At 60.1% G+C, this 23,694-nt stretch carries 24 protein-coding genes and 1 pseudogene; 12 read left to right on the top strand and 13 right to left on the bottom strand.

The window, feature by feature from the left end; translation table 11 throughout:
* Window positions 1-232 precede the first annotated feature (232 nt).
* The gene (locus VGH41_RS14770) at window positions 233-1,033 is read right to left on the bottom strand and encodes an IclR family transcriptional regulator (protein WP_331598198.1); all 801 of its coding nucleotides are present in this window, start codon (window positions 1,031-1,033) and stop codon (window positions 233-235) included.
* 266 nt (window positions 1,034-1,299) lie between these two features.
* On the opposite strand from VGH41_RS14770, the gene VGH41_RS14775 reads away from it, so the two are divergent.
* From VGH41_RS14775 to VGH41_RS14800, 6 genes are all read left to right on the top strand, one after another.
* Entirely contained in the window at window positions 1,300-2,364 is a 1,065-nt protein-coding gene (locus VGH41_RS14775; RefSeq protein ID WP_331598199.1) for a sn-glycerol-3-phosphate ABC transporter ATP-binding protein UgpC, read from the top strand.
* Window positions 2,365-2,467: 103 nt separating this feature from the next.
* On the top strand, window positions 2,468-3,814 hold the full coding sequence (locus tag VGH41_RS14780) for a sugar ABC transporter substrate-binding protein (protein WP_331598200.1): 1,347 nt from the start codon (window positions 2,468-2,470) through the stop codon (window positions 3,812-3,814).
* Window positions 3,815-3,938: 124 nt separating this feature from the next.
* Window positions 3,939-4,838 carry a sugar ABC transporter permease gene (locus VGH41_RS14785; RefSeq protein ID WP_331598225.1) on the top strand — a complete coding sequence of 300 codons (900 nt, stop codon included), beginning with the start codon at window positions 3,939-3,941 and terminating at the stop codon, window positions 4,836-4,838.
* A 4-nt stretch (window positions 4,839-4,842) separates the two neighbouring features.
* Complete coding sequence (locus VGH41_RS14790; protein WP_331598201.1) at window positions 4,843-5,724, top strand: carbohydrate ABC transporter permease; 882 nt, start codon at window positions 4,843-4,845, stop codon at window positions 5,722-5,724.
* Window positions 5,725-5,731: 7 nt separating this feature from the next.
* Entirely contained in the window at window positions 5,732-6,850 is a 1,119-nt protein-coding gene (locus tag VGH41_RS14795) for a mandelate racemase/muconate lactonizing enzyme family protein (protein ID WP_331598202.1), read from the top strand.
* 43 nt (window positions 6,851-6,893) lie between these two features.
* A complete protein-coding gene (locus tag VGH41_RS14800; RefSeq protein WP_331598203.1) occupies window positions 6,894-7,235 on the top strand; it encodes an L-rhamnose mutarotase in 342 nt (113 codons plus the stop codon).
* Window positions 7,236-7,314: 79 nt separating this feature from the next.
* Here the strand turns inward: VGH41_RS14800 and VGH41_RS14805 are convergent, their stop codons facing one another.
* A complete protein-coding gene (locus VGH41_RS14805; RefSeq protein WP_331598204.1) occupies window positions 7,315-8,061 on the bottom strand; it encodes a glucose 1-dehydrogenase in 747 nt (248 codons plus the stop codon).
* Between the two features lie 293 nt (window positions 8,062-8,354).
* Here VGH41_RS14805 and VGH41_RS14810 point away from each other — a divergent pair, with 293 nt between their 5' ends.
* On the top strand, window positions 8,355-9,170 hold the full coding sequence (locus tag VGH41_RS14810) for a phytochelatin synthase family protein (RefSeq protein WP_331598205.1): 816 nt from the start codon (window positions 8,355-8,357) through the stop codon (window positions 9,168-9,170).
* A gap of 54 nt (window positions 9,171-9,224) precedes the next feature.
* Here the strand turns inward: VGH41_RS14810 and VGH41_RS14815 are convergent, their stop codons facing one another.
* The 4 genes from VGH41_RS14815 to VGH41_RS14830 form a co-directional block, all read right to left on the bottom strand.
* Window positions 9,225-9,575, bottom strand: a complete 351-nt coding sequence (locus VGH41_RS14815) for a ribbon-helix-helix domain-containing protein (RefSeq protein ID WP_331598206.1) — start codon at window positions 9,573-9,575, stop codon at window positions 9,225-9,227.
* Between the two features lie 106 nt (window positions 9,576-9,681).
* Complete coding sequence (locus VGH41_RS14820) at window positions 9,682-11,268, bottom strand: GMC family oxidoreductase (RefSeq protein WP_331598207.1); 1,587 nt, start codon at window positions 11,266-11,268, stop codon at window positions 9,682-9,684.
* Window positions 11,269-11,310: 42 nt separating this feature from the next.
* Complete coding sequence (locus VGH41_RS14825) at window positions 11,311-11,943, bottom strand: twin-arginine translocation signal domain-containing protein (RefSeq protein WP_331598208.1); 633 nt, start codon at window positions 11,941-11,943, stop codon at window positions 11,311-11,313.
* A gap of 47 nt (window positions 11,944-11,990) precedes the next feature.
* Window positions 11,991-12,389: a VOC family protein gene (locus tag VGH41_RS14830; RefSeq protein WP_331598209.1), complete on the bottom strand. Its 399-nt coding sequence runs from the start codon at window positions 12,387-12,389 to the stop codon at window positions 11,991-11,993.
* A 626-nt stretch (window positions 12,390-13,015) separates the two neighbouring features.
* Between VGH41_RS14830 and VGH41_RS14835 the strand changes: the two genes are divergently transcribed.
* The 3 genes from VGH41_RS14835 (at window position 13,016) to VGH41_RS14845 (ending at window position 15,514) form a co-directional block, all read left to right on the top strand.
* A complete protein-coding gene (locus VGH41_RS14835; protein ID WP_331598210.1) occupies window positions 13,016-14,182 on the top strand; it encodes a porin in 1,167 nt (388 codons plus the stop codon).
* Between the two features lie 387 nt (window positions 14,183-14,569).
* Entirely contained in the window at window positions 14,570-14,758 is a 189-nt protein-coding gene (locus VGH41_RS14840) for a hypothetical protein (RefSeq protein ID WP_331598211.1), read from the top strand.
* 84 nt (window positions 14,759-14,842) lie between these two features.
* Window positions 14,843-15,514 carry an O-methyltransferase gene (locus VGH41_RS14845; protein WP_331598212.1) on the top strand — a complete coding sequence of 224 codons (672 nt, stop codon included), beginning with the start codon at window positions 14,843-14,845 and terminating at the stop codon, window positions 15,512-15,514.
* A gap of 178 nt (window positions 15,515-15,692) precedes the next feature.
* Here the strand turns inward: VGH41_RS14845 and VGH41_RS14850 are convergent, their stop codons facing one another.
* Window positions 15,693-16,106 carry a DUF3331 domain-containing protein gene (locus VGH41_RS14850; protein ID WP_331598213.1) on the bottom strand — a complete coding sequence of 138 codons (414 nt, stop codon included), beginning with the start codon at window positions 16,104-16,106 and terminating at the stop codon, window positions 15,693-15,695.
* A gap of 239 nt (window positions 16,107-16,345) precedes the next feature.
* Window positions 16,346-17,263, bottom strand: coding sequence for a LysR family transcriptional regulator (locus VGH41_RS14855; RefSeq protein ID WP_331598214.1), 918 nt, complete (start codon window positions 17,261-17,263; stop codon window positions 16,346-16,348).
* A gap of 207 nt (window positions 17,264-17,470) precedes the next feature.
* On the opposite strand from VGH41_RS14855, the gene VGH41_RS14860 reads away from it, so the two are divergent.
* A complete protein-coding gene (locus VGH41_RS14860) occupies window positions 17,471-18,727 on the top strand; it encodes an MFS transporter (RefSeq protein ID WP_331598215.1) in 1,257 nt (418 codons plus the stop codon).
* A 77-nt stretch (window positions 18,728-18,804) separates the two neighbouring features.
* Here the strand turns inward: VGH41_RS14860 and VGH41_RS14865 are convergent, their stop codons facing one another.
* A complete protein-coding gene (locus VGH41_RS14865; protein ID WP_331598216.1) occupies window positions 18,805-19,950 on the bottom strand; it encodes a Gfo/Idh/MocA family oxidoreductase in 1,146 nt (381 codons plus the stop codon).
* Window positions 19,951-20,340: 390 nt separating this feature from the next.
* On the opposite strand from VGH41_RS14865, the gene VGH41_RS14870 reads away from it, so the two are divergent.
* Complete coding sequence (locus VGH41_RS14870; RefSeq protein ID WP_331598217.1) at window positions 20,341-21,204, top strand: intradiol ring-cleavage dioxygenase; 864 nt, start codon at window positions 20,341-20,343, stop codon at window positions 21,202-21,204.
* A 282-nt stretch (window positions 21,205-21,486) separates the two neighbouring features.
* On the opposite strand, the gene VGH41_RS14875 is transcribed toward VGH41_RS14870, so the two are convergent.
* The 4 genes and pseudogenes from VGH41_RS14875 to VGH41_RS14885 form a co-directional block, all read right to left on the bottom strand.
* Entirely contained in the window at window positions 21,487-21,840 is a 354-nt protein-coding gene (locus VGH41_RS14875) for a BON domain-containing protein (protein ID WP_331598218.1), read from the bottom strand.
* A gap of 319 nt (window positions 21,841-22,159) precedes the next feature.
* The gene (gene msrA, locus VGH41_RS14880; RefSeq protein ID WP_331598226.1) at window positions 22,160-22,834 is read right to left on the bottom strand and encodes a peptide-methionine (S)-S-oxide reductase MsrA; all 675 of its coding nucleotides are present in this window, start codon (window positions 22,832-22,834) and stop codon (window positions 22,160-22,162) included.
* Between the two features lie 125 nt (window positions 22,835-22,959).
* A complete protein-coding gene (locus tag VGH41_RS26615) occupies window positions 22,960-23,091 on the bottom strand; it encodes a hypothetical protein (protein WP_414696656.1) in 132 nt (43 codons plus the stop codon).
* A gap of 108 nt (window positions 23,092-23,199) precedes the next feature.
* Window positions 23,200-23,694: pseudogene (locus VGH41_RS14885) on the bottom strand (cytochrome c biogenesis CcdA family protein); the annotation flags it as partial.

Here is a 23,694-nt window from a genome sequence, read left to right on the forward strand (position 1 = left end):
TGTCTGATATATCGGAATCATGTCCGACACAGCAGATGGAAAGAAGTGTTTCACGGAAAAAAAGCCGCTGCAATGGGGTATACGCGAGCCCCGAGGGCGCAGGTTCGATGGACTATGTGTGATGCAGATGGAGGGAAATTCGAGGGCGAGCAGTGCGATTGCTGTTGAGCCGCCAGGTCGCTATTCGTTCTGGCGGGTATCTTGAAGATTAATATGGATAGCTAATGAGTATTCAGCGCGATGGCTGAGTCGCCGAATCCCAATAGACGTTAAAGCCCATCAGGGCGGTCAGCGTTTGCGCTGCGTCTTTCATCATGTCGCCGACTTCTGCCATTGAAGGTACCTCAGCGTTGTCGATGCGCTCGATATAAGGCGTGGTGAGCGTTGCGATGGCATGGCCGTCGCGACCGAACACCGGGTAGGCCAGGTTCTTCACGCCCTTCACCTGACGGCTCGGCATGCGCGCATTGCCGTGCTTGCGGATCTGCGCAAGATCCTTGGCGAGCTGCGGTGGGTTGACCTCCAGCTCGCCGTCGACCGGTATATGCAATTCCAGCATTTCAACGCGTTGCGGTTCTTCCTGAAAGGCAAGCAAGACCTGTCCCGACGCTGTATCAGTGAGGCCGATCAAGGTGCCGACCTTCAACGAAAACCCCCAGCGTTCCGGACTTTCAACACCGGCTGCAATCAACACGCGTCCCTTCTGATACACGCACAGGTGAAACGATTGACCGGCCTGTTTGGCAAGTTGCGTCATCAACGGTAGCGCCGCCGACACCAGCGAGCGAACCGGTTGATGCCGATGCGCCAATTGAAAGAGCAGTAGCGAGAGCACATAGCGGTCACCGATGGCGAGCAGATAACCGCGCGTTTCCAGCGTGACGACCATGCGGAAAATTTCGGCAGTGGTGCGGCCCAACTCTTTCGCGAGCTCGGCCAGCGACAAACCCTCCGGGTGATCCGTTAGCAACTCGATGATGTCCAGACCTTTCTCAAGTGCCGGCGCCGAGTAGCGCGTTCCGTTGTCGTTCAAGTTTCCTCCTGCCATGCCAGGTGAAGCGAGTTGAAGCCAGTTTGAGCCAGATGAAGTGGCGCACATGATAACCAACCAGATTGTAGGGCCACGCGGGTTCGCGCGAACGTCCGGACGGCTCGTTCCGCAGCCGGGGAAAACACCTAGTAAATTTCATTCATAAAATAGCATTTCATATCTAAAATTGAGTGAACAAGACGGCAAGGGCGTCGACGCGGGCTTAACGGCACGTCTGCGGCCCGCCGGTCAACCCGACAGGAGGGTGGATGGCAGCGGTTGCATTCGAGCAGGTGCGCAAGTCGTTTGGTGCTGTTCAGGTCCTGAAGCAGATCGACCTGAAGGTGCCGGACGGGGAATTTCTGGTCCTGGTGGGGCCGAGCGGATGCGGGAAATCCACGTTGCTGCGTGCACTGGCGGGGCTGGAGGGCGTGAGTCACGGCCGGATTCTGATTGACGGTCAGATCGTCAATGCGCTGCCGCCTCGTGAGCGCGACGTTGCCATGGTGTTCCAGAACTACGCGCTTTATCCGCATATGACGGTGCTGGAAAACCTCACATTCGCGCTCAAGCTGCGTAATCACGACGCGCAGGAAATTGCATCGCGCGCAGAAAAGGCCGCTGCGCTGCTGGGTCTTAAGGAGCTGCTCGATCGTCATCCACGCAACCTGTCTGGCGGGCAGCGGCAGCGCGTGGCAATGGGCCGTGCCATCGTGCGCGATCCGAAAGTTTTCCTGTTCGACGAGCCGCTCTCCAATCTCGATGCGCGGCTGCGCGTGCAGATGCGCGCCGAAATCAAGGCACTGCATCAGCGCCTGCGCGCTACGACAGTTTATGTGACGCACGATCAGATCGAAGCGATGACGATGGCCGACCGCATCGTCGTGCTCAACGGTGGTGTGATCGAGCAGATCGGTACACCGCTGGCGCTTTACGACGATCCCGACAATCTGTTTGTGGCCGGCTTTATCGGCTCGCCTGCGATGAACTTCTTTAAAGGGAGCTACGAGCAGCGAGAGGGGCAAGCACGGGTGCGGATCGGCGATCTCATGCTGCCCGTTCCCCTCGTCAACGCCACGCACGGTCAGGAAGTGGTGTACGGTGTGCGCCCCGAACATTTGCAAATCGGCGGCGTGGACGGCATGCCGTTCGCGCTCGAAGTCGTGGAGCCGACCGGTGCGGCAACCGAACTGTTCGGCACGGTTGCCGGCGAGCCGTGCTGCGTGCTGCTCAACGGCCGCACCGACGTGCGCGCCGGCACCACGATCGCGTTGCACGCGGCACCTGAGAAGGTGCTCATCTTCGATCGCGCCAGCGGACGACGTTTGCGCTAGCGAGTACATCACTGCGAGCCGAACCGCCGCGGAGCTCGCATGACGCAATTGCCGCACACAAGCTGTGCGGCATGACGGCGGATCCATAAAAGAGGAGACAGTGATGCCTAATCCGACTTTACCAACCTTGCCAACTTTACCAACCATGCTCAAGCTCGCTGCCTCGGTGCTGGCTTTCGTGGGCATCGTCGCGTCGGGCGTGGCCCATGCGGATAATGAATATAAAGGTTACACGTTGCGGGTCAAGCTGATTGGCGGCGTGCAATACGAGGCGCTCTATACCCGCATTCCGCTATGGGAGAAGCAAACAGGCGCGAAAGTCGAAATCGTCTCGCGCAAGAGTCATTTCGAGCTTGACCGCGAATTAAAGCAGGACATTGCGTCGGGTCATATCGACTATTGCGTGTCGTCGAATCATACGAACTTCGCGGCACAGTACCCCATCTTCCGCGACCTGAAGAGCCTGTTTCCCGCCAGTTATCTGGCGGCGTTTTCGCCCAGCCTGGTGAAGGCGTCGGAGATCAACGGGCATCTCGTGCAGATACCGCGTTCCGTGGATATCGAAGCGCTGTATTACGACAAAGCCGCTTACGACGATCCCGCCAACCAGAGCGCTTACCGCAAGCAGTTCGGTGCGACGCTTGCACCGCCTAAAACCTACGCAGAATTCACGCAGCAAGCGAAGTTCTTTACCAAGGCACCCAACTTTTACGGGACCCAGTTCCCCGGTAAGGACGAAGCCATTACCGGCACGTTCTATTCGCTGTTGATTGCCAACGGCGGCCAGTTGCTCGATGCGAAGAATCGTCCGGCGTTCAATTCGCCCGTTGGCGTCAAGACGCTCAACTGGTTCGTGGATCTCTACAAGTCGGGGGCGGTGCCAAAGGGTGTGCCGAGCTATGTGTGGGACGACCTGGGCAACAACTTTGCCGCCGGCAAGGTTGCACTGGATCTGGACTGGCCAGGATTCGCTTCGTTTTATAACGACCCGAAGACCTCGCAACTGGCCGGCAAGGTGGGCGTGGTGCCGGCGCCGCTAGGTGTGGCGAACAAACGGCCGGGATGGTCGGGCTCGCACAGCTTCTCGATCACCAGGACCTGCGACCGTCCGGAAGTCGCGGCAAGCTTCATTGAGTTCCTGACGAGCCTCGATTCGCAGATGGTGGAGGCACGCCTCGGTACCATTCCGTCACGCGTCGACGCACAGCAAGCGGTCGTCAAGGAGTTCGAAGCGAAAAACGACACCTATATGGCGCATGCGATCGGCGTGTTTAGCAACGCCGCGCGCGAGGATGCTTTCACGCCGCCGCGTATCCAGCAATGGGACGAGATCTCCAACGCGCTGTGGCCTGAATTGCAAAAGGCGCTGATCGGCGATAAATCGTCGCAACAGGCGCTCGACGACGCGGCTAAGAAAGTTTCCGACATCATGCAGGACGCCTCCGATTAGTGACGCGCCGTGAGCGAGGCGCGCATCGATCGCCTCGCCTGGTCTTTCCCTTTACCCATGCGCGCTCGCCCTGCGCCTGACTATGCGATTCAATATCCGCTATTCGTCTGCTGCACCCACGCTTATGCCGGCCACGCATGAGGGCTTGGGCTTGCCGTTCAAGCTGCTGCTGCCGGCGTTTTTCTCGGTGGCGATCGTCGTCGTGCTGCCGTTGCTGTTTTCGCTTTATACGAGCTTCACGTCCTACCGCCTGATCGATCCGGAAACGATCTGGCATGTGATCGGCCTGCGCAACTATCTGCGTGCCTTTGCAAACGGGGATTTCTGGGCCGCGTTCGGCCGCACGGTGCTGTTCCTGACGATCGCGCTAAACCTTGAACTACTGCTGGGGCTGGGCATTGCGCTGCTGCTCAATGAGGTGACCAAAGGTCAGCGCATCTTGCGCACCGTCATGATGTTCCCGATGATGTTTTCGCCTGTGCTCGTGGGCTTTCAGTTCAAGTTCATGCTCAACGACAGCACAGGGGTCGTCAATCATCTGCTGCAGACCTTGTTCGGCCTCAAAAGCACGATTCCGTTTCTGGTCAATGCGAATTCCGCGCTTGCTTCGCTGATTGCTGCCGAGGTCTGGAATTCGACGCCCGTGTTTGCGGTGATTTTGCTTGCCGGCTTGATGGCGCTGCCTAAGGATCCGATCGAGGCGTCCAAGGTCGACGGCTGCACGCCGTGGCAAACCTTTCGCTACGTGACGCTCCCTTACCTGATGCCGTTTATCTATATCGCCATGACGATCCGTTCGCTTGACGTAGGCCGCGCTTACGACATCGTTCGCATCATGACGAACGGCGGTCCAGGCGGGCGCACCGAATTGCTGTGGACGATGGTGGGCCGTATCGCCTACGACGATTCGCACATGGGCTATGCGAATGCGATTGGCTACGTGTCCGTGCTCGTGTCGGTGCTGTTCACGCTGTATTTCTTCCGCAAGCTCAACGCGGCGCGCAAACATATGGGACCTGCCTGACATCATGAGTGCCACTTTCGAACACGCGAGCGGTTTCGACACCCTAAGAGCGCCGCTCAGGCGCGCGGCCTTATGGTTCGGCGTCTTTGTCGTCATGGCGGTGATCTGCTTGCCCGGCTTGTGGGTCGTGCTCAACGCGTTCCGCTCGAACGTCGCCATCCTGTCGAACCAGCCGCTTACTGAGGCGGGCAGCTATACGCTCGACAATTTCCGCAATATGTTTGGCTTGGGCGCAATGGCCTCGTTGCCGATTCGCCAGTACTTCGTGAATTCGGTGGTGATTTCTCTGGCGAGTACCGTGGCTGCCGTCGTAGTAGGTGTGCTTGGCGGCTATGCGTTTGCGCGCTTTGAATTTCGCCGCAAGAAGCTGCTGTTCGTGGTGCTGATGCTCACGCGCGCGATTCCCGGGATTGCGCTGTCATTGCCGATTTTCATGCTGTGGGCGTGGACGGGTCTGCTTGATACGCGCATTGGCGTCATCATCGTGTATCTGGCCATGAATGTTCCCTTTACCGTCTGGCTGATCGACGGCTTCTTCCGGGAGGTACCGGCGGAGCTGGCGGAGGCCGCGCAAATAGACGGTTGCAGCCGCTGGCAGGCGTTCTGGCATATCGAACTGCCGTTGGCGCGTTCGGGCGTCGCATCCGCCGCGATCTTTGCGTTTTTAACCAGCTGGAACGAATTCGCGCTGGCGTCGCAATTGTGCCGCAGTCCCGATACCAAGACCTTGCCGGTCGGTCTGATGGACTTTACCGCGCAGTTCACGGTGGATTGGGCTGGCATGTGTGCGATGGCGGTGATCATCATCATTCCCGCCATCGTGCTGACGTTCATTGTTCAGAAGCACCTGATTGCAGGTCTCACGCTTGGCGGCGTCAAAGGATAGAACAACCATGAGTATGATAGAAAGCGTCGAAATCCGGCAAGTCGACCTTCAGCCGAAGGTACGGCGCACCGATGCCATTCAATCGTTCGTCGTGCAGGAAACGGTGCTGGTGACGATTCGCTGCAGCGACGGCAGCAGCGGAACCGGCTACACGTACACGATAGGCACAGGCGGTTCGTCCATCGTTTCTTTGTTGCACGACCATCTTGCACCGAAGTTGATTGGGCGCAATCCCGCAGAATACGAAGCCATCTGGCGCGACCTGTTTTTCCATACGCACGCTACAGCGGTGGGCGCGATTACGAGCCTTGCACTCGCTGCTGTGGATACGGCGCTGTGGGACCGCAACACGCGCGTCGCAGGCCTGCCATTGTGGGTCGCGGCGGGCGGTGCGAAACCGCGCGTGCGGACCTATACGACAGAAGGCGGCTGGCTGCATCTTTCGGAAACCGAACTGGTTGAGCAGACGCTACGAGCGCGGGCGGAAGGATTTCGCGGCGCAAAGATTAAAGTGGGGCGCCCGCATGTGTCGGAGGACGTCGCGCGGCTTGCCGCTGTGCGCGCCGCAGTGGGCGACACCTTCGAGCTGATGGTCGATGCGAATCAGGGCTTCACGCTTGCCGAGGCCCTGCGTCGCGCGCAGGCATTCGAGCCGCTGCGGCTCGCGTGGCTGGAGGAGCCTATGCCGGCCGAGAGCCTCGACGCACATCGGCGCCTGTGTGCGGCGACGACGGTGCCGGTGGCGGTCGGCGAATCGCTCTATCATCCGGCGCAATTCGCCGAGTACATCAAGGCGGACGCGTGTTCGATCGTGCAGGCGGATGTCGCGCGGGTGGGCGGCATTACCCCATGGCTGAAGGTGGCGCACGCCGCGGAAGCCATGAACATCGAGATCTGTCCACACTTTTTGATGGAACTGCATGTCAGTTTGTGCGCGGCCGTGCCGAACGCGAGCTGGCTCGAGTACATTCCGCAACTGGATTCGTTGACCGGCTCGTCGATCGTGGTTGAGCAGGGCTATGCGACGCCGCCGTCCACACCTGGTATCGGCATTGATTGGGACTGGGATGCGATTCGCGCGCAACAGCGTGTGCAACTGGAAATCGACGCGGCGGTAAGTGCGTGACGAATTGACGAGATGCGAGTTGTCGATCGTTGAGGAGGTGGGTATGCGTTATTGTCTTGCCCTCGATCTGCATGACGACCCGGCTGTGATCGCCGAGTACGATCGCTATCACCGCGCGGTCTGGCCCGAAGTACTTGCCCATCTTCGTGCTTCGGGCATACAGGACATGACGATCTGGCGCCGTGAGACGCGGCTCTTCATGTTGATCGAAGCCGAGGCGGGGTTTGTGCCTGAGCAACTGGCCATCGGACCAGCGGCACATCCCCGTGTGAAAGAATGGGAGACGCTCATGGCGCGTTTTCAGCGGCCATTGCCTCACGCGGAAAAAATCGCATGGCAACCGCTCGAACAGGTGTTTTGCTTAAGCGAACAGATCTCTGCGTGACAATTCGCTTGCTGCTGCACGCAAACGCACAGCAGCAAGCGGCTTTGCAGCCAATGAATACCGCTTAACGTGCCACGTGTTAACGCAATCCGCCGGCGGCCTGCAATTGTTCGCCGGTGAGCCAGCGGGCGTCATCCGAAGCGAGAAATACCGCGACTCCCGCGATATCGTCAGGGTGCCCAATGCGGCCAAGCGGCGTCTGACTTACCGCCCCTGCTTCCATTTCCGAGCCGATCAGGCCCGCCTGGTGCGTGCCTTCAGTGACCACCATGCCGGGGTTGATTGCGTTGACGCGAATCTTCCTCGGTCCCAGTTCGCGCGACAGCACGCCGGTAATCGCATCCACGGCACCCTTGGTTGCCGTGTACACCGTGCTGCCGGGCGGCGTAATACGGGTCACGATCGAGCTGATGTTGATGATGCTGGCGCCTTCGCCCAGATGCTTTGCGGCCGCTTGTGTGGTGAGCAGCAGACCCAGCACGTTGACATTGAAGTGCCTGTGGAAATGCTCTTCCGTGATCGCTTCGAGCGGCGCGAACTCGTACACGCCCGAGTTGTTGACGAGGATGTCGAGGTGCCCGTAGGTCTCAATGGCTGCGTCAATGATGCCTTGCGCGTCGGCCGCTTTGGAAACGTCACCGCGTACCGCGACGGCCTTGCCGCCTGCTGCCGTGATCGCTGCGACGACGGCGTCCGCACCTTCGCTGCTGGACGCGTAGTTGACGACGACGGACGCACCTTCTGCCGCGAGTGCTTTGGCAATCGCCGCGCCAATTCCTTTCGATGCTCCAGTGACGATGCCTACTTTGCCGGTGAGCTTGTTCACAATTGATTCCTTTCAGATGGGACGGATCGGGACACACGCGGGACAGGGATGTGAATCCGCGTGCGCTGTGCGATTGAAGTACGACTGAAGGCACTGTAGCCAAATAGTGATAGCAGATAATCAGCATCGCAGCGAATACATCTGTCGCTTTGTCCAAACAATCTGCTCGACGCCTGGTGGGCCGTTCTGCACGCGCTGAATAGTTTCGTGTTACAAAACTGGATCGCGCTGCTGCGGCTTTTCGTATCGGCGCAGCATTCATCGTTCGAAACCATTCGCGTGAGAAGGGCTCGATGTTCAAGGACTCATTGCCAGGCGTGTCGCAGCGCCATAGCCGGATTTCGTGGATCGCCGCTACGTTGGCCGTTTCGTTAGGGGTTTCGTTAGCGGCCTGCGCGCCGGTGCCGGCTGGCGTGAGTCATGGGGATGCGCCCCTTTCCGGGCATGCTGCCGATGGCCCGCTGCCCGTTCCGGCAAACCTCGTCGCGTTGGCGCAACCCGAGGGGCAAAAACGGCTCGTATCGTCCGCTGACAATCAGTCGTACTGGCCGCTGTCACAGTACTTCGAAACGCAGCGCAACGAGGCCTACTGTTCAGTCGCGAGTTCGGTCATGGTGCTCAATGCATTGGGCATTCGCCGGCCGGCCTCCACGCTATACCCTGACTTCCCTTATTTTTCGCAAGAAGACTTTTTTCGCAGCGTCGATCCGCAGGTGGCTAGCGCTGCGCGCGTATCGCATGAAGGCATGACGCTTGACCAGTTGAGCGCGGTCCTGAGCGGATTCCCCGTCGAGGTCCAGAAATTTCATTCCGGCGACCTGACACTCTCGCAGTTCCGCGATTTACTTCGCAACACCACGGCGCATAGTGATCGCTTTGCGTTGCTGAACTTCAGGCGGGTTGAAATTGGCGAAGAAGGCGGAGGTCACTGGTCGCCCATTGCGGCCTTCGATGCCGCCAGCGACACGGCGCTCGTTCTCGATGTCGCTCGTTACAAATATCCGGCGGTGTGGGTACCGGTCACGCAGCTGTACGCGGGATCGCAAGCCGTCGATACCGTGAGCGGGCTTTCGCGCGGCCTGGTGATTGTGAGCAAACGGACGAACTGACGGGTGAACTGCGCGAGGCCAGCGTTTGCGCTGCCCCGCTGATGTCTCGCCGTGTCAAACGGTCTTGAGAATGCGCGGCCTCAGGTCGTTCACCGTTGCGGCATCCGCGACAGCGGGATCCGGCGTGGCCGCGCCGTTCGCCGAGCGCATTGACAGGTAACGCAAACAGCACACGCGCAGAAACGACGCGAAGTTGGTCGGCATTTCGCCGCGCAGCGCGATCAGCTCATCGTACAGTTTCACCGCGAACTGACTGGTGGTCATGTTTTCGCGTCCTGCGATCTCATGAAGCACGTCCCAGAACAGATTCTCGAGGCGCACCGTCGTAATGACACCATGAATGCGCAGTGATCGCGTACGCGACTCGTAGAGAATAGGATCGGCGTTGATGTAGATGCCGCACATGGCGTGTCTCCTTGTTTATCTACCGCAGATTGTCAGCTTAACTCAACTTGCCTGGGCGTTCGTGAGTGGCGGGGGCACCCGGCCATTGGGTGCCTCGCGCTCGCGCCTAGACCGCATGCCTGCTCATCTGCCCCGTGATGTAATCGGCCTGCCTGATCGCGAGTGTCACGATCGTCAACGTGGGGTTTTCGGCCGCACCGGTCGTGAACTGGCTACCATCCGAAACAAACAGGTTGGGGATGTCGTGGGTTTGCCCGTAGCTGTTGCATACGCCGTCTTCCGGACGGGCACTCATGCGCGCTGTGCCCAGATTGTGCGTCGACGGATAGGGCGGCACGCGATACACCGTTTTCGCACCCGCCGCCGTATACACGGCGCTACCCTGAGTGAAGGCGTGTTCGCGCATTGCCTCGTCGTTCGGGTGATCGTCGAAATGCACGTTGGCCACCGGTTGACCGTATTGGTCCTTGACGTCGCTATTCAAGGTGATGCGATTCGTTTCACGCGGCATGTCTTCACCGACAATCCACATGCCGGCGGTATACGCATACTCGTCCATGGCCTGGGTGAATTTCGGACCCCATGCGCCGGGATCGAGGAACGCTGCATAGAACGGCAGGCCGAGCGAGACGGTCTCCATGTGGTAACCACCCGCAAAACCCCGCTTGGGATCGAACTGCACTTCGTCTTCGATGATGCCGGCCATCGTGGTGCCTTTGAACATGTCCACTTTATCGTTGAACACCGCGTACACCGAGCCGGTGGTGTGGCGCATGTAATTTCGCCCCACTTGTCCCGATGAATTGGCCAGTCCATCGGCAAAGCGTCCCGAGTGCGAATTGAGCAGCAGGCGCGGTGTTTCGATTGAATTGCCGGCGACCGCGACGATGCGCGCCTTCTGGCGTTGCAGCTTGCCGTTCGCATCGTAATAGACGACCTCTTTCGCTCTGCCGCGTGAATCGTGCTCGATGCGCACCACGTGCGCCTGCGTGCGCAGCTCCATATGGCCCGTGGCCTGCGCCCGTGGCAACTCGGTATACAGGGTCGACCACTTGGCGCCGGTGCGGCATCCCTGAAAACAGAAGCCGCGCTGAAAGCAATGACTGCGATCGTCGCGCACGACGCTATTGATCGCCATGTGTCCCGTGTTGCACTGCTTGTAGCCGACCTTTGTCGCGCCGGCGGACATCACCTTGAAGTTGTTGTTGCCTGGCAAGCCCGGCAAACCATTGGTGCGCGTCACGCCCAATTTCTTTTCGGCGCGGTCGTAGTACGGATCGAGGTCGTCGCGGGTCAGCGGCCAGTCAAGCAGGTTGGCGTCCTTGATGTCACCGTAGGTGGTCTTTGCCTTGAACTCGTACGGACGAATGCGCAGGCTCGCACCAGCCCAATGGGTCGTTGTGCCGCCAACGGTTTTGCAAATCCACGCAGGCAGATTGGGAAAGTCGCGTGCGACGCGCCACGTGCCCGACGTCGTGCGCTTGTCGAGCCACGAGAGCATCTGGAACGAGCCCCACTCGTCGGTCAGGAAATCGCCTTGTGTATGCAATGCGCCAGCTTCGAGTACGACGACGTCGACGCCCTTTTGCGCCAGTTCGTTCGCAAGCGTGCCGCCGCCCGCACCCGAGCCGATGATGACAACCACGTGCTGGTCATTGTGGGAAAAGCGGACCTTGTTGCTATCCTGTTCCATTTTTTGTCTCCTGTATTTTCGGTTTTCTGACTGGCGCAGTGGTCAGCTATCCTTGGGAATGGGCCCGCTATCCGCGGCGGGCGGATTGGGCAGCCACGACAGATTGTTGAACCCCTTGTACAGATAGCCGGCGTCGCCCTCGGAGGCGCCATAGCCGAAATGCGTGTATGCCAGCGTGTTGCTATACAGTGAGACCACCGCGGTGCTGCGCACCGTGTTGAAGAAGGGTGTGCCGGCCAGAGCGGCCACGTCGCGCGCCTGCGTAGCGGCATCGCGTTTGGTCCAGTCCGAGCCGCCGAGCGCATCCAGTTGCCTGACACCGTCCGCGAGCTGCTGCTGTACGGCGGTGTCTTTACGTGCCTTGGCATCCAGATCCTTGACGACGAGTGCGTACACCGCATCGTCAAGCGTGGCGTGCGGATAGATCTGCCGCGTGAAGGCAAGGATCACCTCGCCTTGATGACTGTCTAGACCCTGCAATTCAACCGCCCACACGCGGCTTGGTGCGAGCGCGGCGAAGATGGAAGAGAGCGCCAGCGTGCCCGTGATCACGCCCGTGCCCTTCAGTAACTCGCGTCGTGTCAGTGGAATTTTCAGCGCCGCGGAAACTGCGTGTTCCGCGTGTTCCACGTGTCCGGTGGGGCCGGACGCAATGGGGATCACCCTTGTTTTCATGTTTGTCTCCTTGATGTAATTCCACCTGTGGGGTGCGGCAATGGCTTCTATTGATAGTGGCCGTGGCGCTCCAGGACTTCGATCTTGTAGCCGTCTGGATCCTGAATGAAAAAATATCGGGCGAGCAATTGCCCGTCGTCGCGACGAAATTCGCGCATGTCGTTTGGAGTCAAGCCGAGGTCGAGCAGGCGCTGCCGCTCTGACGTTGCGTCGTCGACGCAGAAGGCGACGTGACCATAACCGTCGCCGTGCGAATAGGGATCAGCTTGCCCTTTGTTCCAGGTCAGTTCGATCTCCGCATCGGCTTCCTCATTGCGAAGATAGACGAGGCTGAACTCGGGAAAATCGAGCCGGTGCGAAATGTCGAGCTTGAACGCCTGGCGGTAAAACTGCAGCGAACGCTCGAGGTCGCGCACCCGGATCATTGTATGGATCAGCTTGGCCATTACCGTGTCTCCTCCTGTTTCATTCAGTCTAGGTGGCGCGCGAGGAAGGCGGGTAATGCTCGGCTAAACGACGCTAGGGACTTGCCCTATGTTGCAGTCGCGATGCTGTCCGGGCCTTGAGGGCCGTGGCGAAGTGCGCGCACCGTCTGGAACATGCGGGTCGGGCGCAGTGCGGTGCAACAAGCGCAAGCCGAGGCGTCAGCAAAATGCCTGACTATCCGATCCAGGGTGCACACGATTGAGTATTTCCTCCGAGCGGATTTATGCTGCGGGCATTGCGTGAGGCGAATCAATGGCCAGCGTGTCCGGGAGCGTGACGTTAACGCCACACCACTTCATTTTTGACGTCATACCATTACAATGCGCGGTCTTTAACCGCCTGGCTTCGAGGCGTTCACTCCATGGGTTTGAACGCGACGGGATCGAATGCCTGCATTGACCATCAATAAGCCATTGGTATTGCCCTAAACGCAATCATCGCAACAGCACAATGGCGCTGCGTTATATGAATTGATTGATATCCGGCTTGCCTGAACGCGTCGAAACGGGGTTTGCGTTTCGTCAGTCGCAGCGCCGGATAGGCCATTTCTTTCCGCAGTCCCGGCTATATCAAGGAGCTTGGAAGCATGAAAAAATCTTTGCTGACGCTAGCGCTTTGCGGAGCATTCGCCACCTCGGCACATGCGCAAAGCAGCGTGACGCTATACGGCCTGATCGACACGGGAATTGTCTACACGAACAATCAGGGCGGCCATAGCAACTGGCAGGAACTCAGCAGTTCGACCCAGAACACGGTGTTCGGCCTTAAAGGCACGGAAGACCTGGGCGGTGGCCTGGACGCGATCTTCAAGATCGAGCAAGGCTTCAACCTCAACAACGGCAGCGAAGCTTTCCCGGGCGACGGCTTCGGCTCGCAAGCGTGGGTCGGCCTTCAGAGCGAGCAATATGGCGCCTTGACGTTTGGTCGCCAGTTCGACGTGCTCAACGACCTGCTCGGGCCGCTCACCGCCGAGTTCAACACGTGGGGCGGCAACCTGGCCGCGCACCCGTTCGAGAACGACAACCTGGCCGCCGACTCGGTGGTCATCAACAACTCGGTCAAATACACGAGCCCCAACTATCACGGCCTCACGTTCGAAGGCATGTATTCCTTCAGCAACAAGGCCGGTGGTTTTGCGGACAATCGCGCGTACGGTTTTGCGGCGTCGTATGCGCAAGGCCCATTTAACCTGGCGGCCGGCTATCTCCAGTTCAACAATGCCGGCGGCGGCGTGATCGGCAGCAATGTGAACGGCGCGATTTCGCAAGGCGACGGCAGTGCCAACTTCGTCGCTCAGCGTCAGCGTATCTGGGGTGTGGGCGGCAACTACACGATGGGTCCGGCAACCATTGGCCTCGTCTGGAGCCACACGCAAATCGACAACATGGCCAGCGTATTCTCGTTTGGCCTCGGCAGTTATCTGCCGCTGGGCGGCAATTTGCGCCTCGACAACTACGAGGTGAACGCGAAGTATGCGATCACGACGGCATGGAGCGTCTCGGGTTCGTACACGTTCACGGATGGCGGCTATGGCGACGGTGCGACGAGCGCGTCACCGGCATGGAACTCGGTCATGCTGCAGACCGATTACGCGTTCAGCAAGCGCACGGACATCTACCTGGAGGGTGTGTATCAGAACGCCCACGGCGCGCCTGCGGGCTCGCTGCTTGGCGATGCAATGCTCAACACGCAGGCGCCATCGTCGACGGGCACGCAAGTGGCCGTTGCGGTAGGCCTGCGCCACGCATTCTGATGGCGTAGCCTGGTAACACGGTTGTTCGGCGACAGGTGCTGCGTGGTACCTGTCGCCGTTGATACGACAAAGAAGAAGTTATTCTTGCGGATGCCGCCCTCCACGTGTCATGGATGTCCTAAAACGTTTTGATGACGTGACAGGGCGTTGCTAGAAAATTATGCGTCGCGGGTCGCCATAGGCAGCAATGGCGACTCGCGGCGTTTTCGTTTTCAGAAGCGCAATATTTGCCTTTCTGCAGGTAATCATTTCCGCCTGGAAAATCTGGTAAGCAGCCCGCGCTTCTTCCACATATTCGACTCTTATGCGACGAGGCACGCTGGCTAAACTCGCTTCGGCTGGTTTTAGCTCGCACTCAAAGATGGCCCGCGTAAAAGGAAGACGAAAATGAATTCTGGTGGTCGGTCTGGCGTCGTTGCTGGAAAAACGCTGCGCTGCCTCGTTCTGGTGGGCATTCTTACCGTGGCCGCCGGCCTGCAAGGCTGCGCCACTTCACTCGAAACTCTGGGGCTGGGCCTCGGCCTCGGTGCCGCTGGCGCCGTAGCGGGCGCGGTATGCACGCTGAGTTGCCATTGAACTGCGTCAAATGTGATTCTGTCCAACCTCGATTCACGTCATCGGTTGATGGCGTCCGCATCATGAATTCAATGAGGTCACGCGATGGATCAGGACAACTGGGATGCGCTGGATCAGTTCTTTTGCGACCAACTGCTGCAACCCGATCTCGCGCTGGACGCCGCACTTGAATCGAGTGAGATGGCCGGCTTGCGGGCCATCAACGTGTCGCCGAACCAGGGCAAGTTACTGCATCTGTTGGCCAAAATGCAAGGCGCCCGCCGCATTCTGGAAATCGGTACGCTGGGCGGTTATAGCGCGATCTGGCTGGCGCGCGCGTTGCCGCCTCACGGCACCCTGGTGACGCTCGAAATCGATGCGGACAATGCCGACGTGGCGCGTGCAAACCTCGCACGAGCCGGACTGGACTCGATGGTATCCGTGGTGGTCGGTGCGGCGACGGAGAGCCTCAAAGGTTTGATCGACGCCAGAACCGCACCGTTCGATCTGGTGTTCATCGACGCCGACAAGAAAGCCTATCCAGAGTATCTGCGGCTCTCGTTGCAACTGTTGCGTCCGGGCGGCGTGATTGTCTCGGACAACGTCGCGCGCAGAGGCCGGGTGGCCGACCCGCAAAACTTCGAAGAAGATGTGGTTGGACTACGCCGCTTCTTCAGTATGCTGGCGCAGGACACGCGTCTCACGAGCACGGCGGTGCAAACCGTAGGCTCTAAAGGTTGGGATGGCTTTTCCTTGACGCGCCTGTCTAGCGAATGATGCACCGTTTAAGCGGAACTTCGTGTCGCGCAAACCGGGCAGCTCGTTCGCTCGATTTGATTCGCTTCTCGCGAAGCAGGGCGGGTCGTTTTGAAAACCCTGTTCGAAGCGATTGAACGCGCGTGGGAACAGGGGAGCGGCACACGCCGACGCAGTGTGCCGCTCACTCGTTGGCGCGTCATGAACGTCCTGCCAACGCCGACAGCAGGATCATTTCGTTGAAGTTGGCGGGCACCCGCGCGCCACGCGCCTGCGGTTTATAGATCGCGTCTCCCCGCCGGATGGGCAGACCCGTGAGCGCACAGCGACCGCTTCGTCGGGCCGTGACGTTAATCCAGACCTGATCGACGTAATGACCGGACGTCGGGTCGCACCAGCACACCAGCAAGCACTTTTCGTCAAGCGGCTCAATCGTCTTGAGCGCGCTTCGGTGCCCGCTCCAGCAGGCCTCGTCCGGTGCAGCGCGCCTGCCAGAAGAAGGCAGGTTGCGATGCCCGCGCGTCATGGTGGCGACTTCGACCGTTGCGGCGGCCTGTCCCGAAGCGACAGCGAGCGACATCATGATTCGGTCCCATGAACTGTGCTGATTCATGCGGCTGCTCCCGTGAGAGATGTGTTTTGACTACACCGCGTCGCTCGGCGGTTTCCGCCGGGCTCGCGTCTCAGGCCCTCTCATTACAACCGTTCTTTATAATTTCGCCCATCGGTGATGACGGGTACTTGCAACTTCGCTGATGGGTGCTCTTCGAAAATTCTAGGCGTTACATCGCACAGACGCAGACAAATTTGCGCCTTTGCACGACAAAGCTCATACGATAGGGCGGTCGGGACCTATAGCATTTCGCGTTCCCACGGCGGTCGCGGCTGCCATGCTTCATAGAGGCCATCAATGAAGAGCCGGACCTTCGGCGTGAGATGGCGACGCGTGGGGTAGACGGCCCGAATCGGCAACGGTTCGGGGGCAAACGGCTGTAACAGCGGCTGCAAGCGGCCTTCGCCGAGATGCTGGGCCAACAGATAGGAAGGAAGATGGATGACGCCCATGCCGCTCACGGCCGCTGTGACGAGTGCTTCGGCGCTGTCCATGCGCACACGGCCGCCCAGATTGGCTAAGGCCTGATCAATACCGGTAAAGGACCATGCCTCGGGGCGGCCGCCGCTGACAAATTGCAAGCATTGGTGCCCGGCAAGATCAGACGGTGTGGCAGGAACGCCGTGCCTCGCCAGATACGCGGGTGCGGCGCAGGTGAGCAACTGCTGCGTGGCGACCGTACGTGCGATGAGCCGCGAGTCGGGTTTAGGCTCGCCCACCCGGATGGCAATATCGAAGCCTTCGTCGACCAGATCGACAAAGCGGTCGCTGAAGCTGACCTCAGCGGTGACCGCAGGCCAGTGTGCGAGAAACGCTGCGATGACCGGCAGCACCTGGCTGTGACCTAATGCGATCGGCAAGCTGATGCGCACCGTTCCGGTGGGCGTCGCGCTGCGCGCGGCCATCGCGGTTTCGGTTTCTTCCAGTTCGTCCAGAAGCTGGGTGCAGCGCGCGAAGAACACTTCACCGTCGTCTGTGAGACCCAGGCTTTGCGGCGTTCGGTGAAGCAGCCGCACCTGCAGGCGTGCCTCGAGACGCGCGATGATCTTGCCGACCGCCGAACGGGTGATGCCCAGCTGCTGCCCTGCGGACGTGAAGCTGCCGGCCTTGACGACCGAGACGAACGTCGCGATGTCGTTGAAGTTGCCGAGCGCCAAGTCACTCTCCTGTTAAGCGATTGCATTGCGCCGACCTTCGCGCGGCGCTTCGATGATATCGCGTAGCCCGCGCGTCGCGCTCATGGGGAGACACATTCCCCATCGATCCTCCTATTCTCAGCCTCAGAAAGCCGTTCTGATCGACGCTCACCTATGCGTATTGCACGTGGCCGTCTCGACCCAAATTTTCTGAACCGGAGCACATCCATGGATGCCAATCAACTTGCCGGCCCTTGCGCAAGGCCTTCCCCAGTGGGCGACGGCACGCTCATCCCAATCATTGAGACCGTGGCGCGCGGGCCGTCGTGGCTTGCGGTTTTGTCAGTCGCGCTCGGCTCGTTTGCGTTCGTCGCAACTGAATACATGCCGGTCGGCCTGTTGCCGCAGATCGCGCAGGAACTCGACGTCACCTCGGGCACGGCTGGCTTGATGGTGACGACGCCGGGCATCGTCGCGGCGATCTCCGCACCCATGTTGCTGCTGGCTGCCGGGCGCATCAATCGCCGTGTGATCCTGTTGATGCTCGCTGTGATGCTGCTGGCGTCGAATCTGGTGTCGGCGATTGCGCCGAGCTTTGCGGTCATGTTGATCGGCCGCGCGTTATTGGGCGCAAGCCTGGGCGGCTTCTGGACCGTCGCGCTTGGTGCTTCGGGACAACTGGTACGGGAGGATCAGGCTGCGCGCGCGAGTGCGACGATCTTCATGGGCATCACGCTGGCGACTGTGATCGGTGTGCCGTTCGGCACGCTGATCGCGGATCTGAGCTCATGGCGCATGTCGTTCTTTGCGACCGCGCTGCTCGCGGCGCTTGCCCTCGCGGCACAAGCGCTGCTGTTGCCGTCCATTGCACCGAAGGCTGCCATGCGCACCGCCGACTTTCGCGCCATGTTGTCGCGTTCGAATGTTCGGCGCAGCCTGTTGATGGTCGGGCTGCTGTTCGGTTCGCATTTTGCGGCGTACACGTATATTGCGCCATTCCTCGAACGCAATGCAGCGTTTGATGCATCGTGGATCAGCGCGGTGCTGCTGGGCTTCGGCGTGCTCGGCTTCGTGGCGAACTTTGCGATCTCGGCGTTTGTGACGCGTCATCTGAAAGCGTCGCTGCTGACAATGGGTGCCCTCGTGATGAGTGCATTGTTTGCACTGCCGATGTTGCAGGCGTCGCGTCTGGGTGTGATCGCGACCGTGATGGCATGGGGCGTGGCTTACGGCGCGATCCCGCTCATGCTGAGCGTGTGGATGCAATTGACCGCGCCTGATCGCCCCGAAGCGGCCTCGTCGATGTTCGTGAGCACCGTGCAGATCGCGATTGCACTTGGTTCATTGAGCGGCGGTGCAGTGGTGGACCACCTGGGCATTGCATCGACGATGCGCCTCGGCGGTGTGCTCGCGGCGCTAAGCCTGCTGGCGATCATGACGTTCAACACACGTCGGGCGACGCTCAGGGAAGTGCTGGAGAACTAAGCGGCAACCTGGTGCATGCATTGCGGACGGCGCGTTCCAGAGACTTTGGGACGCACCGTCCGCTTTTCGCGCTGCGCCTAATGGCTTCGTTTGTGGAGGGCCTGGCCAAGCTTGACGTGCTTGCCGGTTTCCGACGATTCGACTGCCGCATCGAGCAGCCGATGCATCCGCACCGCGTCTTCGAATGTAGGCGCAGTATGACTGCCGGTCCGCACGTCATCCGCAAACGCCGCATAGAGATGCGCGAGCTCGAGCACGGCCGAAGGCAGGTTCGACTCGGGCAACGCATCATACGAAGCTGGCATCGCAAGCCGTTCAAGCGGCAGCTTGTTGCCGTGCGCGCCTTCGACCACATAGTCGTCGCCTACGTCGCCGAAGGCCGAGCGGTTCGTGATGCGCAGGTCGCCTTCGGTGCCGGTGATGTCGATCTGCACGCCGGAGCCATTGCGCTTGCCGCCCTCGATATGCACCGAGACGACCGCGCTCCCCGGCAACCGCCCGGCGAGCACGAGCTGGTCAGGAGTCGAGGTTTGCAGCACTTCGCCGCTGTCGGCAATCGTCACCTGATCGAACTGATTGACGGTGAGCGCGGCAATGCTGACGGGCCAACCGGTCGCTTCGAACAGCATATCGAGGAAATGGCCCGCGTAGATGGCGATCACGCTCGAAAAATTTTCCGGCGGCACGGTCCAGCGCAGTGCGCTTGAACGCAGGGCCTGGAAGTAGTTCATGCTCACGTGGATGCGAACCGAGCGTAGCTGGCCGACATAGTCTTGCGCGATCAGATCGCGCACGTAGCGGTTATGCGGCGCGAGCCTGCGCTGCAAGCCCACCACATGTCGTACCTTCGCCTGCGCGGCAAGCGCGATCAATTCCAGTGACGTAGCGACGCTGGGTGTCAACGGCCATTCGCAGTACACGTGCTTGCCGGCGGCGATTGCTGCGCGCACGCCGTCAGCGTGTTGAGGCGCGGTGGTCAGGATGATGACGAGATCGACTTCGGGATGCTCGACCAGTTCGCTCAGCGAGTCGACTACATACTTGAAACCATAGTGTTCCGCGGCCGTCACCGCCGCTTCGCGCCGTTGGCTGAACACGGCGGTGAGTTCGTATTGAGGGAGTAGATCGAGCACGCGCATGTGACCATGGCGTGCCCAGTTGCCGACGCCGACAACGCCGACGCGGATTGGAACGGGGGCAGTGTCTTGCAAAGGGGCGGTCATTCGAACACCTGCACAAAGAAGGTGAGCGGATTTGCGGGCCGGTAGCCGGGCTCTTGCGATCGCGTCGCGCGGCGATTACTGAGTTTCATGGGAGGTCTCTTGAATGTGTCGGATTGCTAAGTGATGAAAAATATCAGAGGCACAACCAATATGGGTGAGAGGAGGCGCAGCATCAAGCCGCTCGGAACGAATGGACAATTTCACCCGGCTGAACAAACGCCACCGCATGGCTAGCAGCGGCGCCTTCGCGGAGGAGTCAGTGACGTCATGCGCTTTAATCGCAACGACCCCTTCAATTAGACGGTCATCTGGCGTACTGTGGATATCCGCCCCTTCCTCAAGCGTGTGGACAATCGTTAGAGTCGGGCACTTCCAGGGAACACGACAGCTATGCGTAACCTCGACGAAAACACCATCACCGAGGCGGTTCTGGCTCGCCACGAACATGCCGCCGGCGAACGGCTCAAGACGATTGCCACGAGCCTCGTGCGCCATTTGCATGCATTCGCGCGCGAAGTGAACCTCACCGAGCGCGAGTGGGAGCAAGGCATTCGCTTCCTGACCGAGATTGGCGAGATCACCGACGATAAGCGCCAGGAGTTTATTTTGCTCTCGGATACGTTGGGCCTGTCGATGCTCGTCACAGCGATGGCGAACCGTAAGCCGCAAGGCTGTACGGAGGCGACGGTTTTCGGACCGTTCTTTGTCGAGGGTGCGCCTGCCTATCAAAACGGTGACGACGTGGCTCACGGCGCGCACGGCGAGCCTTGCTTCGTCTCCGGTTCGGTCAGGGGGCTGGACGGCGAAGCGGTCGGCGGAGCGCGCATCGAGGTCTGGCAGGCCGACGCCGACGGTTTCTACGACGTGCAACGTGCGGGCGACGACGCGCATCGCGCAAGAGGTGCACTGCACAGCCTGGCTGACGGGAGTTATCACTTTCGCTCGATCGTCGCGGAGCCCTATCCGATTCCTCACGATGGTCCGGTCGGGAAAATGCTCACCGCGCTGGGCCGGCATCCGTGGCGTCCGGCGCATCTGCACTTCATGATTACGGCGCCAGGCTACGAACGGCTCGTTACGCACGTGTTCCGCGACGGCGATCCGTATCTGGATTCAGATGCGGTGTTCGGGGTGCGCTCCTCGCTCGTCGCACCGTGGGTACGGCATGAAGAAGGCACGGCGCCGGACGGAACACGGATGAAAACGCCGTATCACACGCTCGAATTCAATTTCGTACTGAATCGCTCGTCATGACTGCGCCCACCGGCACTCCCGGCCGGCACGGACGACCGCTGTCATACGACTTATTAGGGTCCCTTCGGCATCGGGAGGAATCGATGGCCAAAGTGGAACTGCTGACAGCGGAGGGAAACGGAGGGACAGTCGGGAATACTACGGCTTGGCGGTGCGTGTCCGCAAAACGGGTTTTCACCTGGGCCAGCGTCACATTTACGTCACGGTGAGCTTGAATCGTAAGCTGGCTGGTATTCGTATGAAGCACGCGACGCTCGCGAACGCGCGTGCTTGCGCCTTTACCTAGTTGCCTGCTTCTCGCAAGATCAGATTGTTCCTGACCGAAGTGACTCCGGGCACGCTGCTCGTGGCATCGGTTGCGCGCTGGATCTGGTCATCACTTGGCACGGTGCCGTCGAGCGTGACGACGCCACCCTTCGCGAGAACGGTGATGTCGGATGAGTCCAGATTCTTCGTATGGGTCAGTGCGTGACGAACAGTCTTCACAAGCTCGCGATTCTGCGCCCGTACGGCCTTCTTCGACTGCACAGGGGAACTGCTGGTTGTCGCGGCGTCTGATTGAGCGCTCGCATACGTGGTTCCGAACAGTGCGGCGGTTGCCAGTAACGTGATCGCTATTTTTTTCGACGTCGTCATGAGAGGCTCCCGAAAGAAAAATAACCGATAGAGCAAGGGTGCGCGCTCCATGGGCCGATCATACTTCACGCGAGAGCGCCCTGCTCCAGGCGGTTGCTTTGTCCATCATGCTGGATTGGCCAGCTACACGGCAATCATTGAGGGTAGCGAAAGCGCTTTCAACTCGTGCGAGGGTCCCGCGCCCAAAAAGGGTTTTGAACGAGTACGGTGACCTTTTATTCAACGTACTCGTCGCAGGAAGCTGAAGCAATCATACATTCGGGTTAGATGCTGCTTTTGCGCTGTCCAGCACACTGCAAGTTTCGCAGGCTCTGATGTTCTACGACGCGGTGGTTTTCAGCAGCACGGGGTCGTTGCGGTACAGGTCGGGAAAGATCTGCTTTAGATTGCTCACTTTAGGCAGGTCGTTAATCGCGATGTATGGATTGTCAGGATGAAGGGCCAGGAAATTCTGGTGGTAGCTCTCCGCCGGATAGAAGCCCTTGAAGTCTTCCACAGTCGTCACGACGGGCGCCGAAAACACATGCGCGGTATCGAGTTGCGCGATATAAGCCCGAGCCAGAGTGCGTTGTTCCGGATTGACTGGAAACACGGCCGAGCGATATTGCGTGCCGCGGTCCGGTCCCTGATGGTTCAACTCGGTCGGGTTGTGCGCAACCGAGAAAAAGACCTGTAGCAAACGTCCGTAAGTGATCTGTGTCGGGTCGTAAGTAATCCGTATTGATTCTGCATGACCTGTATCGCCATCTTCCACGTTGTCGTAATGGGCCGTGCTGGCCGCGCCGCCCGTATAGCCCGAGGTGACCTGGGTTACACCGCGCACGTGCTCGAACACGCCTTGCGTACCCCAGAAACAGCCGCCGGCGAACACCGCGGTTTCGCTGTGGCTCGTTGCGACTTTCTCATCTTGCAGCGGTGCCGGAATCTTCGTTACTGATTCGGAAGAGTTCGCGAGGCGTTGACCTGCAATAACGCCTACGGCAATTGCGAGCACGCCCGCGAGTTTGGCGAAGGGTAAGCGTTTCCATGTAGAAACGGAGAGGTTCGATTTTGTATTCACGATGGTCAGTCCTTTGAGTGATGGGTACGTCGGTCAGGCGCAGCAGCTTGCGTCCGGCCTCAACCGAACGTGAACGAATACGCTTCGACGCCCGGGTCCAGAAACTCGATCGAAAACGTGTGGTCCCGGACGTCGCCGGTTGCTTTCGACCGGCAGTGGCGGCGCGTCTTCAGCCGCGCCTTGCGAGGCACGCATCATGCGCCGGGGGCGGCCATCATCGCGCCACCTGCCGCGGCCTGGTCCGTTGCCGCACTGGATGCAGCCGCGCCAGCCGGCGTCGCACCAGCTGGCGTCGCCCCTGGCGAGAGCCGGTCGACCAGCTTCTGTTCGATGCCGCCGGTCGCCACCGTCGAGACGCGTGCAAGCACGCCCGTGTCCAGGCCGAAGGCAATCGCAACCACGCCGCACAGCATCGCCGCGCCGATGCCGCGGCGGATCCATTCGCCCGCGCCGAGCGAGCGTTTCATCGCCGTGAAGACCCGTCCGCCGATCAGCAGCGCCACCGCCAGCGAGGTGGCCGCGCCCGCCGCATAGGCAACCAGCAGCAGTGTGGTGCCGACGCTCGCGCCCTTGAGCGCCGCACCGGTCAGCACGAGGCCGAGGATCGGACCGGCGCACGGCGCCCACAGCAGACCCGTGGCGATCCCCAGCAGAAACGACGACCCCGCGCGCACCTGCTGGCCGTCGGCCTGGGCGAAGTTCGACAGCCGGTTGCCGGCGCTGACGAGGGGCCGCATCAGATGATCGGCAAACCGCGGCAACAGCAGCGTCAGACCGAACACGGCGAGCAGCGC

Origin of the sequence: Paraburkholderia sp., assembly GCF_036488795.1 — a bacterium.
Lineage (GTDB): Bacteria > Pseudomonadota > Gammaproteobacteria > Burkholderiales > Burkholderiaceae > Paraburkholderia.

Coding starts and splice junctions, on each gene's coding strand:
- VGH41_RS14775 (WP_331598199.1), top strand. CDS start 1,300: ATGGCAGCGGTTGCATTCGAGCAGGTGCGCAAGTCGTTTGGTGCTGTT.
- VGH41_RS14780 (WP_331598200.1), top strand. CDS start 2,468: ATGCCTAATCCGACTTTACCAACCTTGCCAACTTTACCAACCATGCTC.
- VGH41_RS14785 (WP_331598225.1), top strand. CDS start 3,939: ATGCCGGCCACGCATGAGGGCTTGGGCTTGCCGTTCAAGCTGCTGCTG.
- VGH41_RS14790 (WP_331598201.1), top strand. CDS start 4,843: ATGAGTGCCACTTTCGAACACGCGAGCGGTTTCGACACCCTAAGAGCG.
- VGH41_RS14795 (WP_331598202.1), top strand. CDS start 5,732: ATGAGTATGATAGAAAGCGTCGAAATCCGGCAAGTCGACCTTCAGCCG.
- VGH41_RS14800 (WP_331598203.1), top strand. CDS start 6,894: ATGCGTTATTGTCTTGCCCTCGATCTGCATGACGACCCGGCTGTGATC.
- VGH41_RS14810 (WP_331598205.1), top strand. CDS start 8,355: ATGTTCAAGGACTCATTGCCAGGCGTGTCGCAGCGCCATAGCCGGATT.
- VGH41_RS14815 (WP_331598206.1), bottom strand. CDS start 9,575: ATGTGCGGCATCTACATCAACGCCGATCCTATTCTCTACGAGTCGCGT.
- VGH41_RS14820 (WP_331598207.1), bottom strand. CDS start 11,268: ATGGAACAGGATAGCAACAAGGTCCGCTTTTCCCACAATGACCAGCAC.
- VGH41_RS14825 (WP_331598208.1), bottom strand. CDS start 11,943: ATGAAAACAAGGGTGATCCCCATTGCGTCCGGCCCCACCGGACACGTG.
- VGH41_RS14830 (WP_331598209.1), bottom strand. CDS start 12,389: ATGGCCAAGCTGATCCATACAATGATCCGGGTGCGCGACCTCGAGCGT.
- VGH41_RS14835 (WP_331598210.1), top strand. CDS start 13,016: ATGAAAAAATCTTTGCTGACGCTAGCGCTTTGCGGAGCATTCGCCACC.
- VGH41_RS14840 (WP_331598211.1), top strand. CDS start 14,570: ATGAATTCTGGTGGTCGGTCTGGCGTCGTTGCTGGAAAAACGCTGCGC.
- VGH41_RS14845 (WP_331598212.1), top strand. CDS start 14,843: ATGGATCAGGACAACTGGGATGCGCTGGATCAGTTCTTTTGCGACCAA.
- VGH41_RS14850 (WP_331598213.1), bottom strand. CDS start 16,106: ATGAATCAGCACAGTTCATGGGACCGAATCATGATGTCGCTCGCTGTC.
- VGH41_RS14860 (WP_331598215.1), top strand. CDS start 17,471: ATGGATGCCAATCAACTTGCCGGCCCTTGCGCAAGGCCTTCCCCAGTG.
- VGH41_RS14865 (WP_331598216.1), bottom strand. CDS start 19,950: ATGACCGCCCCTTTGCAAGACACTGCCCCCGTTCCAATCCGCGTCGGC.
- VGH41_RS14870 (WP_331598217.1), top strand. CDS start 20,341: ATGCGTAACCTCGACGAAAACACCATCACCGAGGCGGTTCTGGCTCGC.
- VGH41_RS14875 (WP_331598218.1), bottom strand. CDS start 21,840: ATGACGACGTCGAAAAAAATAGCGATCACGTTACTGGCAACCGCCGCA.